Source organism: Longimicrobium terrae (assembly GCF_014202995.1).
GTDB lineage: Bacteria > Gemmatimonadota > Gemmatimonadetes > Longimicrobiales > Longimicrobiaceae > Longimicrobium > Longimicrobium terrae.
The window spans coordinates 45,853-61,767 of the sequence record NZ_JACHIA010000011.1 but is presented as its reverse complement, the minus strand read 5'-3'; the positions used below and the strand labels follow the sequence as shown (position 1 = coordinate 61,767).

At 69.7% G+C, this 15,915-nt stretch carries 17 protein-coding genes; 5 read left to right on the top strand and 12 right to left on the bottom strand.

What is annotated here, in order from left to right; all coding sequences use genetic code 11:
- Positions 1–59: 59 nt before the first annotated feature.
- Positions 60–731, bottom strand: coding sequence for a helix-hairpin-helix domain-containing protein (locus tag HNQ61_RS28805; protein ID WP_205761606.1), 672 nt, complete (start codon positions 729–731; stop codon positions 60–62).
- Positions 732–733: 2 nt separating this feature from the next.
- Positions 734–1,690 carry a M28 family peptidase gene (locus HNQ61_RS17265; protein WP_170035322.1) on the bottom strand — a complete coding sequence of 319 codons (957 nt, stop codon included), beginning with the start codon at positions 1,688–1,690 and terminating at the stop codon, positions 734–736.
- Positions 1,691–1,802: 112 nt separating this feature from the next.
- On the opposite strand from HNQ61_RS17265, the gene HNQ61_RS17260 reads away from it, so the two are divergent.
- From HNQ61_RS17260 to HNQ61_RS17240, 5 genes are all read left to right on the top strand, one after another.
- Positions 1,803–3,236: an LptF/LptG family permease gene (locus HNQ61_RS17260; protein WP_170035321.1), complete on the top strand. Its 1,434-nt coding sequence runs from the start codon at positions 1,803–1,805 to the stop codon at positions 3,234–3,236.
- A complete protein-coding gene (locus tag HNQ61_RS17255) occupies positions 3,233–4,306 on the top strand; it encodes an LptF/LptG family permease (RefSeq protein ID WP_170035320.1) in 1,074 nt (357 codons plus the stop codon). Before HNQ61_RS17260 ends, HNQ61_RS17255 begins: the two co-directional genes overlap by 4 nt.
- 134 nt (positions 4,307–4,440) lie before the next feature.
- Positions 4,441–4,938, top strand: coding sequence for an MOSC domain-containing protein (locus tag HNQ61_RS17250; RefSeq protein WP_183685722.1), 498 nt, complete (start codon positions 4,441–4,443; stop codon positions 4,936–4,938).
- A gap of 190 nt (positions 4,939–5,128) precedes the next feature.
- On the top strand, positions 5,129–5,629 hold the full coding sequence (locus HNQ61_RS17245) for a DinB family protein (RefSeq protein WP_170035319.1): 501 nt from the start codon (positions 5,129–5,131) through the stop codon (positions 5,627–5,629).
- A gap of 110 nt (positions 5,630–5,739) precedes the next feature.
- Positions 5,740–6,135 (top strand): hypothetical protein, encoded by a 396-nt coding sequence (locus tag HNQ61_RS17240; protein ID WP_170035318.1) that lies wholly within the window; start codon positions 5,740–5,742, stop codon positions 6,133–6,135.
- Positions 6,136–6,536: 401 nt separating this feature from the next.
- Here HNQ61_RS17240 and HNQ61_RS17235 read toward each other — a convergent pair whose 3' ends face one another.
- The 10 genes from HNQ61_RS17235 to HNQ61_RS17190 form a co-directional block, all read right to left on the bottom strand.
- Entirely contained in the window at positions 6,537–7,724 is a 1,188-nt protein-coding gene (locus HNQ61_RS17235; RefSeq protein ID WP_205761605.1) for a hypothetical protein, read from the bottom strand.
- Between the two features lie 103 nt (positions 7,725–7,827).
- Complete coding sequence (gene hisF / locus HNQ61_RS17230; protein WP_170035317.1) at positions 7,828–8,592, bottom strand: imidazole glycerol phosphate synthase subunit HisF; 765 nt, start codon at positions 8,590–8,592, stop codon at positions 7,828–7,830.
- A complete protein-coding gene (gene dapF, locus HNQ61_RS17225) occupies positions 8,589–9,464 on the bottom strand; it encodes a diaminopimelate epimerase (protein ID WP_170035316.1) in 876 nt (291 codons plus the stop codon). Before dapF ends, hisF begins: the two co-directional genes overlap by 4 nt.
- A complete protein-coding gene (locus HNQ61_RS17220; RefSeq protein WP_170035315.1) occupies positions 9,461–9,895 on the bottom strand; it encodes a type II toxin-antitoxin system VapC family toxin in 435 nt (144 codons plus the stop codon). The genes dapF and HNQ61_RS17220 overlap by 4 nt, the downstream gene beginning before the upstream one ends.
- 66 nt (positions 9,896–9,961) lie before the next feature.
- Complete coding sequence (locus tag HNQ61_RS17215; protein ID WP_170035314.1) at positions 9,962–10,396, bottom strand: type II toxin-antitoxin system Phd/YefM family antitoxin; 435 nt, start codon at positions 10,394–10,396, stop codon at positions 9,962–9,964.
- Positions 10,397–10,513: 117 nt separating this feature from the next.
- Positions 10,514–11,143, bottom strand: a complete 630-nt coding sequence (hisH, locus tag HNQ61_RS17210) for an imidazole glycerol phosphate synthase subunit HisH (protein WP_170035313.1) — start codon at positions 11,141–11,143, stop codon at positions 10,514–10,516.
- Entirely contained in the window at positions 11,140–11,736 is a 597-nt protein-coding gene (gene hisB, locus HNQ61_RS17205; RefSeq protein ID WP_170035312.1) for an imidazoleglycerol-phosphate dehydratase HisB, read from the bottom strand. Before hisB ends, hisH begins: the two co-directional genes overlap by 4 nt.
- Positions 11,733–12,857: a histidinol-phosphate transaminase gene (hisC, locus tag HNQ61_RS17200; protein WP_170035311.1), complete on the bottom strand. Its 1,125-nt coding sequence runs from the start codon at positions 12,855–12,857 to the stop codon at positions 11,733–11,735. The genes hisB and hisC overlap by 4 nt, the downstream gene beginning before the upstream one ends.
- Positions 12,858–12,949: 92 nt before the next feature.
- Entirely contained in the window at positions 12,950–14,155 is a 1,206-nt protein-coding gene (locus HNQ61_RS17195; RefSeq protein WP_170035310.1) for a hypothetical protein, read from the bottom strand.
- 167 nt (positions 14,156–14,322) lie between these two features.
- Positions 14,323–15,621 (bottom strand): adenylosuccinate synthase, encoded by a 1,299-nt coding sequence (locus tag HNQ61_RS17190; protein WP_170035309.1) that lies wholly within the window; start codon positions 15,619–15,621, stop codon positions 14,323–14,325.
- Positions 15,622–15,915: the final 294 nt, after the last annotated feature.

Genomic DNA, 15,915 nt, shown 5'->3' with positions numbered 1-15,915 from the left:
GACGGAGCCTGGATCTACGGGGGATTGTCGTTCTAGAATCGCCGCAAGTACCTGCCCTGTCAAGGGCTGGCGCGCACCCGCGGAGCCAGGCGCGACAGCATCGACGGGCCGATTCCGGGCACGCGGTCCAGCTCCGCCACCGATCGGAAGCGGCCTTCCCGCTGGCGAAATTCCACGATCCGCCGGGCCAGCGCGGGTCCCACGCCGGGAAGCGATTCCAGCTCCGCCGCGGTCGCCGTGTTCAGGTCCAGCACGGTGGATGATGACCCGCCACCACTCCCGGTCCCGGCGCCCTCCGCCGCTCCGGAAAGCTTCGCGGCGAGGACGGCGGCCGGCGCCGGCGCCAGGGCGAGGTGCGGGCCCGCGTCGCGCAGCAGCGACGGACCCACGCCTTCCACCGAGTCCAGGTCCGCCATCGTCCGATAGCGGACATGCGTGGCCCGCCGCGCCACGATGCGCGCGGCCAGAGACGGGCCCACGTGCGGCAGGCGGTCCAGTTCGTCCGCCGAGGCGGTGTTGGGGTCCAGCTTCTCTCCGGGGGCGAGCGGCTTGCGGCGCAGATCGGCCACAGCCACGCTGTCGCGCACCTGGGCGAGCGGCGCGGCGGCGGCCGCGTCCGGCCCGGTCACCTCCGGCGCGGGCGCGCGGTGAAGGATGCGCGCCCCCACGCCCGCCGCCAGCAGCAGCGCGGTCACGCCCAGCGCCAGCCGTTCCTGCGAGGTGGCGGCCACGGTCAGCGCCCCTTTTCGCCCGCGGACCCTTCGGCCGGCGCTTCGGCGTACAGCGCGGCGGCCAGAACGCGCCCCACCAGGCCCAGCGTTTCGCGCGACACGTACTCCACCTTGTCGTCGATGGAGTGCCAGCGGACGTTGCCCGGCCCGTACTCGCGGTCCGCCACGACGACGACGGGGATCCCCGCCGCGGCCAGCACTCCGGCCGCGTTCTCCACCGGCTTCGCGACCGCGTCCACGAACACCGAGTCGTAGTGCAGCGCCTTGGCGGCCGCCCACACGCGCCCCGTGGCCTCCGCCGCGCCCGCGACGGAAAGTGAGTCGCGGGGGATGACCGCCTCGCGGTCGCCCACGGCCTGAACCAGGATGGCGTAGCGCGGCCGGTACCCGGGCATGGACGCCAGGAAGTGGCGCGTCCCCGCGAAGTCCGCTTCGCGCGACACACCGTCGCCGTCCGCCAGCAGCAGGTCCACCCCGATGGGCGGGGGCTGCTGGCGGAACAGCTGCGTCAGTTCCATCAGCACCGCCACGCCGGACGCGTTCAGGTTGGCGCCGGGGGTGGGAAAGCGGCGGTCCAGCTGCTCCATGCTCCCTTCCGCGTGGCGCCGGGTGTCGCGGTACGCCACCAGCAGCACGCGGTCCTTGAGCTCCGGGCGAAAGCGGGCAAGGACGTTGCTCATGGGAACGGGGCGCCCGCCCTCGCCGGGACCCATGAACTTCTGCTCGTACACGGTGTCGGCACGGAACTTCAGCTCATCCATCAGCCATTCCGCCTGGCGCCCCGCCCCGCGCCCGCCGGGGTAGCGGGGGCCGAACGAAACCTGCTGCACGAGCGAGGCCCAGGCCCGCTCCTGCTCGAAGTCCGGCGGGGGCGGAGCCTTGGGTTCGCCGCAGCCGGCAAGCGACAGCGCGAGCACGGCCAGCGGAACGGAACGGGAAGCGGCGCGGTTCGGTATCACGGGGGATTGGATGGTGGGATTGGATTGGGCGCCCGTCCGGGCTGTTCGCCTCCGGGCATTGGGCGTATACTAGGGACCTCTCTCGACCAGCGGCAAGGCCTGTTCTGCCCGGATGAAGATCCTTACGCGGTACCTCATGCGGGCGCACCTGGGCCCGTTTCTTTTTGCGTTCTTCGCGCTCACCGGGGTGATCCTGATCAACACCCTGGCCAAGCGCCTTGCCGACCTTGCCGGCAAGGGGCTGCCCGTGCGCGTCATCATGGAATTCTTTGTCCTGGCGCTTCCCGCCACGGTGGCGCTCACCTTTCCGATGGCGGTGCTGGTGGCGGTGCTGTTCACCTTCAGCACGCTCACGTCGGAAAACGAGATCACGGCGCTCAAGGCCAGCGGCGTGGACCTGCGCAGCCTGCTGGCGCCGCTGCTGGTGGCGGCCGGCGTGATCACCGCGGCGATGGTGGTGTTCAACGATCGCGTGCTCCCCGAGGCCAACCACCGCTGGAGCCAGCTGATCGTGGACATCGGGCGCAAGACGCCCACCTTTCTGCTGCAGGAGCAGACGCTCAACAAGATCTCTCCGGAAACCGGGGGAAAGACCATCTTTCTCCGCGCCGCGCGCATTCAGCCGGGCACCAACCGCATGTGGGACGTGCAGCTGTTTGACGTGAGCGATCCGTCGCAGCTGCAGAGCGTGTTTGCCGATTCGGGGCGCGCCATGTTCAGCAGCAACGGCATCGACATGATCCTGCAGCTGTACGACGGGCACACGCGCAGCGTGAACGCCAACGAGCCCACCAGCTTTCGCCGCGTCTACTTTCAGCGCCAGGTGTTCGGCATTCAGGGCATCGGCACGCAGCTGCAGCGCAACGACCGGCCCGACGACTACCGCGGCGACCGCGAGATGACCATCGGCATGCTCAAGGCGGAGATCGACACGCTGGCCGGGCAGCGCTCCATTCACGTGCGCGAGGCGCGGCAGACGGCCCGCGCCGACATGCGCTACGCGCTCACGGGCAAGCTCCCCAGCGCGGGCGGCGATCCCGGCGCGCCCACGCCGGGGGCGGACTTTTCCGCCATGAACGGCGTGGGCGAAGGCTCGCCCGCCACCATCACCCGCCGCGCGGCGGACGCGCTGAGCAACGCGCAGAAGGCGGTGGAGAATACGGACGAGCAGATCCGCAACTATCAGGTGGAAATCCACAAGAAGTACTCCATCGCCGTCGCCTCGCTGGTCTTCGTGATCGTGGGCGCGCCGCTGGCCCTGCGCTTTGGCGGTGGCGGCATCGGAATGGTGATCGCCACCAGCATGGCCGTCTTTTCCCTGTACTACGTGGGCCTCATCGGCGGAGAATCGCTGGCCGGCAAGGGCGTGGTGACCCCGCTGTTCGCCATGTGGGTGGTGAACGTGGTGATGACCATTCTGGGCGTGATCGGGCTGGCCACCATGGGGCGCGAATCCAGCAGCGGCCGCAACAGCGCCTGGGACGCCATGCTCCAGGGGCTGCGCGGTCTGGCGTCGCTCCCCTTCGGGCGGAGGGCGCGCGGATGATCCGCATTCTGGACCGCTACATCCTGCGGCAGTTCATCGCCACCTTCACCAGCCTGGTGATCGGGCTGCCGCTGCTGTTCATCATCGCTGACATTACCGACAACATCGACCGGTACATGGACCGGGGGATCGGGATGAAGAACCTGGGGCTGGCGTACGTCTACCAGTTCCCGCTCTTCATGGTCTACTCGTTCCCCATCGCGGCGCTGGTGGCCACGGTGTTCACGGTCGGCGGAATGACGCGGCACCAGGAGATCACCGCGGCCAAGGCGGGCGGCGTAAGCTTCTACCGCCTGCTGATGCCCATCGGGTTCATGGCCATCGTGCTGAGCGTGGTCGCGCTGGGGCTGGGCGAGGTGGTGCCGGTGACGCTGCGCAAGCGCGCGGTGCTCGTCGGCGAAAGCGAGGCGCAGAACAACGGGCCGCGCGCCAACTTCGTCTTTCAGACCGAGCGCGAGGGAATTCTGAGCGCCCGCCGGCTGGAACCGCGCGTGGGCGAGATGACGGACGTGGTGATCGAGCGCAACGCCAGCACCCGCGGCGCCGGCGTGCACCTGATCGCACGGCGGGCGGTGTGGCGCGATCGCGGCGGGTGGCGGCTTGAGGATGTGTGGCGCCGCGAGCTTTCCGCCAGCCACGACGAAAAGGCCACGCATTACGACACCCTGCGCATTCCCGGGCTGATTGAAACGCCCACGGAGCTGCTGGCCGATCCGCGCAAGCCGGAGGAGATGCGCTATTCGGAGATGACGCGCTTCATCGGCGCCATCCAGCGCTCCGGCGGCGACGCGCGCCCGCTGGAGGTGGAGCGCGCGCAGAAGCTGGCCATCCCCATGGCGGTGATGGTGATCGTCTTTTTCGGCGCGCCGCTCGTCACTTCGTCCGCGCGCGGCGGGGCGGCGTACGGCGTGGGCGTAAGTCTGGGCGTCACCATCGTCTACATGCTCCTGTTCCGCGTGGGCAAGGCGCTGGGAAGCAGCGGCGCGCTCGATCCGCTGGTGGCCGCGTGGGGACCCAACGGCCTGCTCCTTCTCGCCGCCATCGTGCTGATGGCCCGGGTGCGAACGTGACGGCGGACCGCGATTCCGTGCACGCCGATTCCGCCCACCCGGCCCCCGGCCCGGTGGGCGGTCCGGCTTCGGGGAGCGGATCGTCCTCCTCGGATGGAGAGCCGACCGGGGATGGATCGCGCGTTGAGGATGGCGTGCTGCTGTCGATCTGGGTCAAGCGCGCGCATCGGGGCCCGATGGACTCGGTCGACAGCGGACGGCTGGTGACTGCGCGCGGGCTGGCGGGAAGCGCGGACCAGGGACGGCGCCGGCAGGTGACGCTGCTGGACGAGGCGGCGTGGCGGCTCGTCGTCGATCGCGCGGGCGGTTCCGCGCCGCCGGTGGCGCGAAGAGCGAACCTGCTGCTGCGCGGCATCCACTTTGACCGCGGCTCGCGCGGGCGGGTGCTGTGCGTGGGCGCCTGCCGCCTGCTGATCCGCGGGGAGACGCGCCCGTGCGAGCGGATGGACGAGGCCGTTCCCGGGCTGCAGGCCGCCATGCGCGACGAACCGTGGAGCGGCGGCGCCTTTGCCGAGGTGCTGAACGACGGCGAGATCCACGTCGGCGATTCCGTGCGCTGGGACGACGTGGCAACAGAAGATCCTCACGCAGAGCAGCAGAGGAGCAGAGAAACCAACGGACAGGATTCCTGACGGGCGTTTCTCCTCCGTTCTTTCTCTGCTGCTCTGCTCCTCTGCGTGATCTTGTTCTTTTTCAGCCTCCGAAGCGCGCTCGCGGAGGCTGTCGCGTTTTTCCAATCCCGTGATCCGCCGCGCGGCTATCTTGTCCATAGCCAGCCGCACGGGAGTTCCGCGCGGCGTCTACCCCGCACGGAAGACGACGATGACGATTCAGGAGATTCTGGTCCGCGAACTGGACGCCGAAGTGGGCTACACGCGCCAGATGCTGGAGCGCGTGCCGATGGACCGGCAGGACTTTGCTCCGCACGAGCGTTCCATGCCGCTGGGGCGCCTGGCCGCGCACGTGGCATCACTGCTGTCGCTGGCCAGCCAGATGATGCAGGCCGATTTCCTGGACTTCAACACGGTGGACCCCGCGTCCTACTCCCGCGTGCACGACAGCACCGCCAGCCTGCTCGCCGAGTTGGACAAGGAGGCCGATGCCGCCCGCGCCGCGCTGCGGAGCGCGACGGACGAGCAGCTGCAGGCCACGTGGACGCTGCGGGCGGGCGACGACGTCTTCTTTGCCCTGCCCCGCTGGGAAGTGTACCGCCGCTTCACCATGAACCACCTGGTGCACCACCGCGCCCAGATCGCCGTCTACCTGCGCATGCTGAACGTGACGGTTCCGGGGATGTACGGCCCGTCGGCGGACGAGATGTAGGACGGTTCGCGGCCTCGTTTCAACCCGCGGCGAGGGGGGCGGGGATGGTCCGGGGGCGGCATGCGGATTGCCTCCCCGGGCCGCCCAACTCGAACCCGGAGGAGACGAGAATGCAGAAGCCGATCGACGGCCGCAGGCACGGAATGGTGGACTACGCGACGGTGGCCACGGTAGCCGCGGCGCCGCGCGCGCTGGGCTTTCCCAAGCAGGCCGAGGGGCTGGCCTACGGGCTGGCGGCGGGGTACCTGGGCCTTTCGCTGCTGACCGACTACCCGCTCTCCGCGCGCAAGATGGTGCCCTTCAAGGGCCACGGCGCAGCCGAGGTGGCTATCGGGGCGGCGCTGCCCTTTCTGCCTTGGCTGCTGGGCTTTGCGGACAACCCGCGCGCCCGCAACTTCTTTCTGGGCCTGACCGCGGTGACCGCCGTGGCCGCCGCGCTCACCGACTGGAACGCGCCGGACGCCGACGCGCTCCACCCGGCCGACCGCGACCTGGCCCACGGCTGAGCCGGGGCTGAGGGAGCGAACAAGGGCGGGCGCCGCAAGGCGCCCGCCCTTTCCGTTTGCAGGCGACGCGCGCGCTTGCGTGAGGGATGCGGGCCCGAAGGGGCGAGACGGACCCGCGCGCGCCTGGGCCGGAGGAAGCGAGATCGAGCCGGTGCGCGGGGCTGGCTCGCCGCCGTTGGCAACAGCTGTATCGTTGCCTACGGCGCCCGCAGCCCGGCCCGGAGCGCAGCGGAGGGACACGCCCAAAAAAGCAGTGCGTGAGTGCTGGGTGCGTGAGTGCGGGAGTGCGAGGGAACTGAAGTGCCCAGTGCTTCGCGCCTGTTGAACAAAAAGGCGAGGCCCCTCACGATTGCTCGTGAGGGGCCTCGTTCATCCTGAGCCGGCCGAATCCAGCGTACCGCTTACTGGTACTGGATGTACAGCGGCTTGGGCTCCAGGCGAAGCAGGTCCGCCGGGGTCATGAGCGGATCGCCCTTCTTGGTGTCGTTGCCGTAGAAGAGCTTGAACCCGGTGAACTGCACCGGATGGCGCACCACGTAGTCGCGGTACGAGTCGCGCTTGAGCCACGGCGCGCCCCACCCGTCCATGTCGATCACGATCTGCACCTCGGGGCGCAGGATGATGTCTTCGGTGTTGGTCACCATGTTCCGCGTGAAGCGGTGGATCACCAGCACCTTGGGAGGCAGCCGGTTCTCGCGCACGATGCGGGCGAGCTGCTCGCTCACGTAGTTGATGTCCGCCGCGTGCATCGTGCCGATCTTGCGTCCCGGAACCACGCCGTCGCGCATGTAGAACTCGGGGTCCACCGCGAAGTGCACGTCCGGGTTCTTCAGGATGTTCTCAAAGCGCGGCATGATGTTGCGGATGTCGTCCGTGCCCACCTGGACGTCCACGATGAAGACGCCGTTGATGGACTTGGCCATCTGGTAGATGGAGTCCACCTGGCTGTCGCGCATCTGCGAACGGTAGTGGCCCGACGGACCCGCGTCGCCCTGCGCAACCACGCTCACCATGTGCAGGCAGGGCACCGCCGGATGCTGCGGATCGGCCGCCGTCCAGCGCTGCACTTCGCGCTGCAGGCGCGAAAGCATCTCGTCGCGCGGAAACTCGCCCAGCGCGCCCATGCGGCGCGAATTGGGGTTGCCGTAGTAGCACACGATGCGCTTTTCCGGCAGAATGGAGCCCGGAAGCGGCCGCGGGTAGTTCACCGGCCAGCCGTTGGCGCGCGCGAACGCCGGGTCCTCGCCGGCGTTGAAGCGGCGCGAGGCCGTGCCGCCCGCCTTCTTGATGCTGTCGGCCGCGATGCTGTCCGCACGGGCAATGCTGTCGGCCTGCGCGCTGTCGTGCTTGGCCAGCGCGTCGCGCACGCGGCGCGTGGCCGTGTCCTGCGGCGCGAAGCTGGCGGCGCCGGGCTGCCCCTGCGCGGCGCCCTGGCCCTTGGCCGCACCCTCGCCCTGGGCCGCGCCCGCCTTGCCCTTGTCGGTGTCGCCGCCCGCCTTTTCGCCGCCGCCGCCACAGGCAGCCAGCGGAAACAGCAGCGCCGCGGCGAGAACCAGCCGCTTCATGGTGTCCATCGATCCGTGCTTCACGTAACCAACTCCTCGGGTCCGGGGTGGGCCGGGCTCGGGCCCGTCGCCTACTGACGTACTCAACGGATGGCCGCTCGGCAAGGAACGCGCCCGCTCCCCGCGGCTACCGCCGCACGGGGTGTCCGCGCGCCGCCAGATAGCCCCGCGCCTGGGCCAGCGTGTACTCCCCGAAGTGAAAGATGCTGGCCGCCAGCACGGCGTGCGCGCCCGCCCCCAGCGCCGCGTCCAGGTGCTCCAGCGCACCCGCGCCGCCGGAAGCGATCACGGGAATGCGCACCCGCGCCGTCACCGCGTTCAGCAGCGGCAGGTCGTACCCGTCGCGCGTGCCGTCGCGGTCCATCGACGTCAGCAGAATCTCGCCCGCGCCCAGTTCCTCCGCCCGGCTCGCCCACGCCACCGCGTCGATCCCCGTGGGGGTGCGTCCGCCGTGGGTGAACACCTCCCATCCGCTTTCCGCCGTATCGGAGCTGCGCGCATCCACCGCCACCACCACGCATTGCGAGCCGAAGTGGTCGGCGGCGCGCCGGATGAGCTCCGGGTCGGCGAGCGCGGCCGTGTTCACCGCCACCTTGTCGGCCCCCGCGCCCAAGATGGCGTTGAAGTCGTCCACCGTGCGGATGCCGCCCCCGACCGTAAACGGGATGAAGATGCTGTCCGCCGTGCGCCGGATGACCTCCAGCATGCTGGCGCGGCCCTCGTGGCTGGCGGTGATGTCCAGAAAGCAGAGTTCGTCGGCACGCTCGGCGTCGTAGCGCATGGCCTGCTCCACCGGGTCGCCCGCGTCGCGCAGCCCCACGAACTGGATTCCCTTCACCACGCGCCCGTCCTTGACGTCCAGGCAGGGGATGATGCGCTTGGCCAGGCTCATCCCAGGGTCTCCAGCCGGCGGCGCATTCCGTCCGTCAGCGCGCCGCGGTACACGGACTCCACCGGGCCGCGCAGCACCAGCGACCAGTCGTCGCGCACGTGCACGTCCAGCCGCCCGCCGGGCATGCGCACCGCCACCTGCCGCTCCGACACCATGCCCCGCCGCACGGCCGCCGCGGCCACCGCGCACGCGCTGCTGCCGGAGGCGCGCGTTTCCCCCGCGCCGCGCTCCCACACCCAGGCATCCACCCCGTCCGGCTCCACGGGGACGGCGAACTGCACGTTCACCCCGCGCGCGAACGCCGGGTGCGTGCTGATCTGCGGGGCGCGGCGGCGCAGCGCCTCTACATCCAGCTCGTCCTGAAAGATCACGCAGTGCGGGTTGCCGATGGAAACCACGTTGATGCGCACGATGTCGCCGGATTCCAGTTCCAGCGGCTCGTCGTCTGTTTCGCGCTCCGGCCCGGCCAGCCCCACGTCGGCGCTGCCGAAGCGCGCGGTGCCCATCTCGGCCTCCACCGACAGCACGCCGTCGGCGGAGCGGCTCAGCACCTCCATGCGCACCAGGCCGCCGGGCGTTTCCACGCTGAACGGCGCGCGCTCGCCGACGTCGCCGCGCTCCAGCAGGTACGCGGCAAAGATGCGCAGGCCGTTGCCGCTCTTTTCCGCCTCGCTGCCGTCCGGGTTGAAGATGCGCAGCCCGAAGTCCGCCGTGGCGGACGCGACGCGCGCCAGGATGCCGTCCGATCCCACGCCGGTGTGCCGGTCGCAGATCAGCCGCACCGCGGGCGGGGTGAGCTCAAACCCCAGCCCGTCCATTTCCAGCGCGATGTAGTCGTTGCCCAGGCCGTGGCCCTTGAAGAATTCAGTCACTTGATCGATTCACCTGACCACGGGTTGAAAACTCGCGCGCCCCAGCCGGCGCAATGTCGTACATTGCGGGAGATAAGGACGAGCCTGCGAACGCGCGCGGTCGCCACAATCAGCCCGTCCACCGCATCAAGATGCCGCCCCGTGCGGCGTGCCTGCTCAGCGAGGCGGCCCCATTCCATGGCGACGGACTGGTCGACAGGCAGAACGTTGCCCGCGTACTCCCTCGGCAGATATGCGTAGAGCCACCGTCCCAACTGCTGCTTACGCTCGCCCGGGCCGAGCCGCGCAAGCCCCTTGCGGATCTCGCCCATGCTCATTGCGCTCACCGCAGCGTCACCGGGACGCTGCTCGCGGAACCAGGCATCCACGTTGGGGTCCGGCGTCCGCTTCACCGTTTCCGAGAGCGTGTTGGTGTCCAGCAGAAATCGCATGTCTCACCCCCGGATCCCGAACAGTTCATCCAGTTCCTCGTCGGAGATCCCGGCGTCCCGGATTGCCTACGCCAGCGGAGACTTCTGCATGGCGTCGAGAAAGGACCCCGCCGCCGCGGCCGCTTCATCAGGTCTCGTTGCATCAGGCAACGAACCCAGCGGCGGGAGCGAATCCCACTCCCGTGTCAGCCAGTTCCACGACCAGGGCCAGTCCCCACCCTCCAGAGCATCCCGCCACGGCGAGGCGCGGAGCGCGCCCAGCAGGGTGCGGCCAGAGCAGGTGCACACGTCACGCTGCACGGGCGGCGGGGGCAGCGCCTGATCCGCCGCATCCTTGAGTGCCGCGTATGCGTCCACGTCCATCACCACCACTTCCCGCTCTCCCCGGCGAATCCGCTGTGGCTGCTGCCGGGCCGCGAGATCCAGAATCTGGTCCAGCCGCTCCCGCGCCTCGACGAACTCCCACGCATCCTCTGCCCAGACATACGGCGCAATGTCCATCCTGCCCCCCGCGTTCGGTTTGGTCACCCAAACGCAACGCTAACAACGGGATCGAAACCGCGCAACGAGACGCGAGCCGCCACAAGGCGGACGGAACGGACGCATGTTGGCGTCCCGCTACAGCTTGGAGAAATTTCCCAGGATGCGAAGTCCGTCTTCCTGGCTCTTTTCCGGGTGAAACTGGATGCCCCACACGTTATCGCGGCCCACGATGCTGGCGAACGACGCGTCGTAGCGGCAGCGGCCCAGGACGTGGTCGTTGTCATCGTCCAGGACGGCAAAGGAGTGCACGTGGTAGAACCAGCGCGGCTCCGGCCCCGCCACGCCGGCCAGCACGGGATCCACGTCGGAGCGGCGGATGAACTCCACCGCGTTCCATCCCACGTGCGGCAGCGGAAGATCCGTGGGAATGCGGCGTACGGCGCCGGGAAGCAGCCCCAGCCCGGCCACGCCCGGCGCCTCGTCGCTCGACTCGTAGAGAAGCTGCATCCCCACGCAGATCCCGATGAACGGGCGCCCGGCGGCCACGTGCTCGCGGACGGCATCGCCCAGGCCGCGCTCTTCCAGCCGCGTCATGCACTGTCCGAAGTGGCCCTGACCGGGAAGGACGAGCCGGTCCGCCGACCGCGCGACTGCCGGATCGTCCGTCATCGTCACCTGCGCGCCCTCGTGCTCGAACGCCTTGGCCACGGAGCGCAGGTTGCCGGCGCCGTAGTCCAGCAGCACGACGTGCGGGCGCGCGGTCACAGCGAACCCTTGGTGCTGGGCACCTGGTCCGCGCGGCGCGGGTCCGGCGCGGTGGCGGCGTCCAGCGCGCGTGCGGCGGCCTTGAACGTGGCCTCCACGATGTGGTGCGCGTTGTCGCCGCGCAGGCCGTCCAGGTGCAGCGTGATGCGCGATTCCATGGCGAACCCGCGCCAGAACTCCGCCGAAAGCGCCGCGTCGAACTGCCCGATCATCGGCTGCCCGGCGGGGAGCGGGACGTCGAAGTGCAGGAACGGCCGCCCGGACACGTCCACCACGGCGCGCACCAGCGCCTCGTCCAGCGGCACCGTGGCGTCCGCGTAGCGCACGATGCCGCGCTTGTCGCCGAGCGCGTCCAGAAAGGCGCCGCCGAGGGCGATCCCCACGTCTTCCACCGTGTGGTGCGCGTCGATGTGCAGGTCGCCCGTGCACTCCACGTCCAGGTCGAACATGCCGTGGCGGGCCAGCGCGTCCAGCATGTGATCGAAGAAGCCGATCCCCGTGCGGACGTTGGATTCCCCCGTTCCGTCCAGATCGACGTAGACGCGGATCTCCGTTTCCTTCGTTTTCCGCTGGCGTTCGCCCGTGCGGCTCATCGTCCCGCCTCCGTCATGATGGTTCGCACGGCGTCCAGAAAGGCGTCGTTCTCCGCCGGGGTGCCCGCGTTCACGCGCAGACAGCGCTCCAGCAGTGGATACTTGGATACGTCGCGCACCAGAATGCCGTATTCCGCCAGCAGCCGGTCGAAGAGCGCCGTGTGCGTGATGGCGTCCGTTTCCACGCGAAAGACCAGGAAGTTGGCATCGCTGGGATAGACGCGCAGGCCGGGGACGCGGGCCAGCTCGGCGGCGATGCGGTCGCGCTCCGCCGAGATCTCGGCCACCATGGGCGCGAGCAGGGCGCGGGAGCGCAGCACCTCGGCCGCGGCCACTTCGGTAAAGAAGTTGATGTTGTACGGCAGCTTGGCCTTGTGCACCTCCGCCGCCAGCGCGGGGTGCGCCAGCATGTAGCCGGCGCGCAGACCCGCCATCGCCATCGCCTTGCTGAAGGTGCGCAGCACGACCAGGCGCGGCCGGTCCGCCAGCATGGGGATGCCGTCATATCCGCCGAACTCGATGTACGCCTGGTCCAGCAGGATCAGCGCGTCCGTCTCGTCGTGGATGCGGCGAATCTCGTTTTCCGACAGCGCACCGCCCGTGGGGTTGTTCGGCGTGCAGAGCACCACGACCGCCGCGTCCGTGTCGCGCGCGGCGCGGATGATGGCATCCACGTCGAACGCCAGGTCGTCCGTGAGCGCGACGGACACGACCGTGCCGCCGTTCACGTCCGTCATCAACCGGTAGAGCGTAAAGGTCGGCTCGGGGATGACGACGGAGACGCCGGGGCCTACGGTGACCGCCAGGACCGCCTGGATCAGCTCGTTGCTTCCGTTGGCGACCAGCACGCCCTCCTCCGGCCAGCCCGTCGCCTCGGAGACGGCGGAGATGAAATTCGAGGCCACGAACGGCGGATACCGGTTCCACGGGCGGTCCGCCAGGATCGCGTGGATGCGCGCCTTGAGCACGTCCGGCAGATCGTACGGGCTCTCGTTCTGGTTCAGCTTGATGCGCGGCTCTGTCGGCTTGAGCGTGTACGCGCCCATCTCGCGCACGGAGGGCTTGATCCACCGCAGCGCGGCGTCGATGTCCATCTCCGCCCTGGCTTCCATCATATCCATCACGTCTGTTCCGGTTGTCGTCTCGTGTGCCGGACCGGGGTCCGGCCGGGTGACTCCGTCGGCTCCCCGCGAAGGGCGGCCGCCTGCGCCGCTCAGTTGGGATCGGGGATGGTGACGCGGGAGATGCGCTCGCCCCGGATCCGTACTCTGCGGCCGTCGCTCAGCACCGATTCCTGCTCCATCGTGACCGATCCGTCGGGGCGCAGCAGGAAGCGCGCGGAAACCGGCATCGGTTCGATCGCCTCGCCGGCCGTGATACGGCGGGACAGCGCTTGGTTCTCCGCGCGGCTGAGCTGCACCAGCACGGAGTCGCCGGGCAGCGCTCTGGCGAGAAAACTCAACTCCATGTCGCCCCGCCAGATCTGCACCCCGCCGACCGTGGAATCCGGCGCGGCCATCACCGAGACGTATCCCTGCCGGCTCCAGCGCCTTTCCGGATCCGGATCAAAGACCGCGGGAAGCGAGTCCGCCGACGAGCTCGCCGAGAGCATGAGAGTGTACCCGGCGATCGGGACGTTCAGCGGGGCCGGCTCGTCAACGAACTGCTCCAGTGGGTCCCATTCCGTGACGGGACTGGAGTACGTGCGGCCATGAAAGGTCCGCGGCGCACCGTCATCCACCGACACGCGAAAGCGGTACGTGCCGCCGAGCGCCGGGTCGATCCGCTTGAGCCGCGCCCGGCGCACCGAGAATACCGCCTCCCCCACCATCATCCGCGCCGGATACAGGCGCGCCAGTCCGGGGTTGGCGGCTGCCCACCGCAGCAGCGGCTGGTCATCCCCTTTGCCAGCCTCGTCCGCTTCGGACTCCGGCAGAAGCGCGACCAGATCGAACAGCTGGTCCACGGTCAGGGCGGAATCCGCCGGCATCTCTTCCACCGTGCCGGTGGACGGGGCCTGGTAGTCGCCGCTCACATCAAGGGTGGGGAGCCCGTTCACCCATTGCTCGCGCGGGCGAAGGCTGGACCAGACCAGACCCCGCATACCGGGCTGGATCCACCGCGCGCCGGATGACCATTGCACTGTGTGGCAGCCCGCGTCGAGGCCCCAGGGCACCAGCACCACGCGGTCCGTGCCCGCGGGAAGGCCGGCCGCGTCCGCTCCGCCGGCTCGCTCCACCCGCGCCACCTGCCCGTAAATCGCCCCGAGAGAGTCCGCTTCCACCCGGTACTCCATGGAGCCGGGGCCCGCCAGCAGCGTGTCGGCCGTCGCGGTTACGATCAGCTGCAGGCCGGGGCGGTAGGAGGGGACCGGCGCGACGCTGCACACTTCCGGGCGGGCCGGGCGTGCGGCCGTCATCGCGGCACAAGCGCCGAGCAACAGTGCGAGGTTGCGGATCATGGTCATGAGCGGGTGAACCGGGTCGAAGGAAACCGAGCCCCTTCATCCTCCAAATACGCGGCGGGCGCCACGATGAACTCGTGCGCCCGCCCGGTGTGCCGCAAGCCGCCCTGCCCCGCCGCGGCTTACGGCCGCACGTGGATGATCTGGTCGCGGCGCGTGCCGACCGACACGTACCAGATGGGCGTGTCCGTCAGCTCCGACAGGCGGCGCAGGTACGCCTGCGCGTTCCGCGGCAGATCGTCCCACTTGCGCGCGCCGGCGGTGGAGGTCTGCCACCCGGGAAGCGTTTCGTACACGGGCTCGGCGGCTTCCAGCAGGCCCAGGTCGCCGGGAAAGTCGTCCAGCTCCTGCCCTTCGGCGCGGTACGAGGTGGCGATCTTGAGCTCCGGCAGCGTATCCAGCACGTCCAGCTTGGTGACGGCCAGCCCGGTGAGCCCGTTCACGCGCGCGGCGTAGCGCACGACGACGGCGTCGAACCAGCCGCAGCGGCGCGGGCGGCCGGTCGTGGCGCCGTACTCGCCGCCCAGTTCGCGCACCTGCTCCTGCATGGGCGACGGAAACTCGGTGGGCAGCGGCCCCTCGCCCACGCGCGTCGTGTACGCCTTGACCACGCCCACCACGTCGTCGATGAGGGTGGGCCCGATGCCCACGCCCAGCGCCGCGCCGCCCGCCGTCGTATTCGACGATGTGACGTACGGATAGGTGCCGTGGTCCACGTCCAGGATCGTACCCTGCGCGCCTTCCAGCAGCACCTTGTGCCCGTCGCGCAGCGCGTCGTGAATCACGCGGCCGGTGTCGACGGAGATGGCGAGCAGGCGTTCGCGGATGGAGCCCACCTCGGCGATCAGCGCCTCGGCGTCCACCGTTTCATCGGACTTCAGCAGCTGCAGGCGCTCGTTGACGCGCTCGGCGGCGCGGCGCAGGGCGTCCTGGGCGCGGGGCCAGTCGCGCAGATCGGCCAAGCGGATGCCCTGGCGCGCGACCTTGTCCTCGTACGCCGGGCCGATGCCGCGCCCGGTGGTGCCGATCTTTCCGGCGCCGCGGCGGGCCTCCGCGGCGCGGTCCAGCACCTTGTGATAGCTGAGCAGCAGGTGCGCCCGCCCGCTGACGCCGACGCGCCCTTCAGCGTCGATGCCGCGCGCGGTGAGCGCGTCCAGCTCCTGAAAGAACTGGAACGGGTCGAAGACGACGCCGTTGCCCAGCAGGCAGCGGCGGCGGGGGTGCAGGATGCCGGAGGGGATCTGGTGGAGGATGAACTCCTCCTCGCCCACGTGCACCGTGTGGCCGGCGTTGCTGCCGCCCTGATAGCGGGCGACCACGTCGACGTCTTCCGCCAGCACGTCGACGATCTTGCCCTTGCCCTCGTCGCCCCACTGCGAGCCGACGATCACCACGCACTGGCTCCGTTCCCGATCCCTCATCGCGCCTGTATGCCCGGTCTGGTCCGTACGCGCCGGGAGCACATCCCGGCAAAAAGAAAGACGCGGTCCCGACCGCAAGGGTGGGACCGCGTCTCACGTATCCTGAGCGCAATCTGGTGGCGGCGGCGGGGGGATGTCAACGGGAGATCAGGGAATAAGGAATAGGGAATAGGGAATAGGCGGGTCTGAGCGGGGGCGGAGGGTCGGTCGGGTCGGGCGATCACAGGCGTTCCGGATCCTCCCGCCATCCACCCGATCCGCACTTCCGGACAGAAAGAAGACGGCGATTTACTC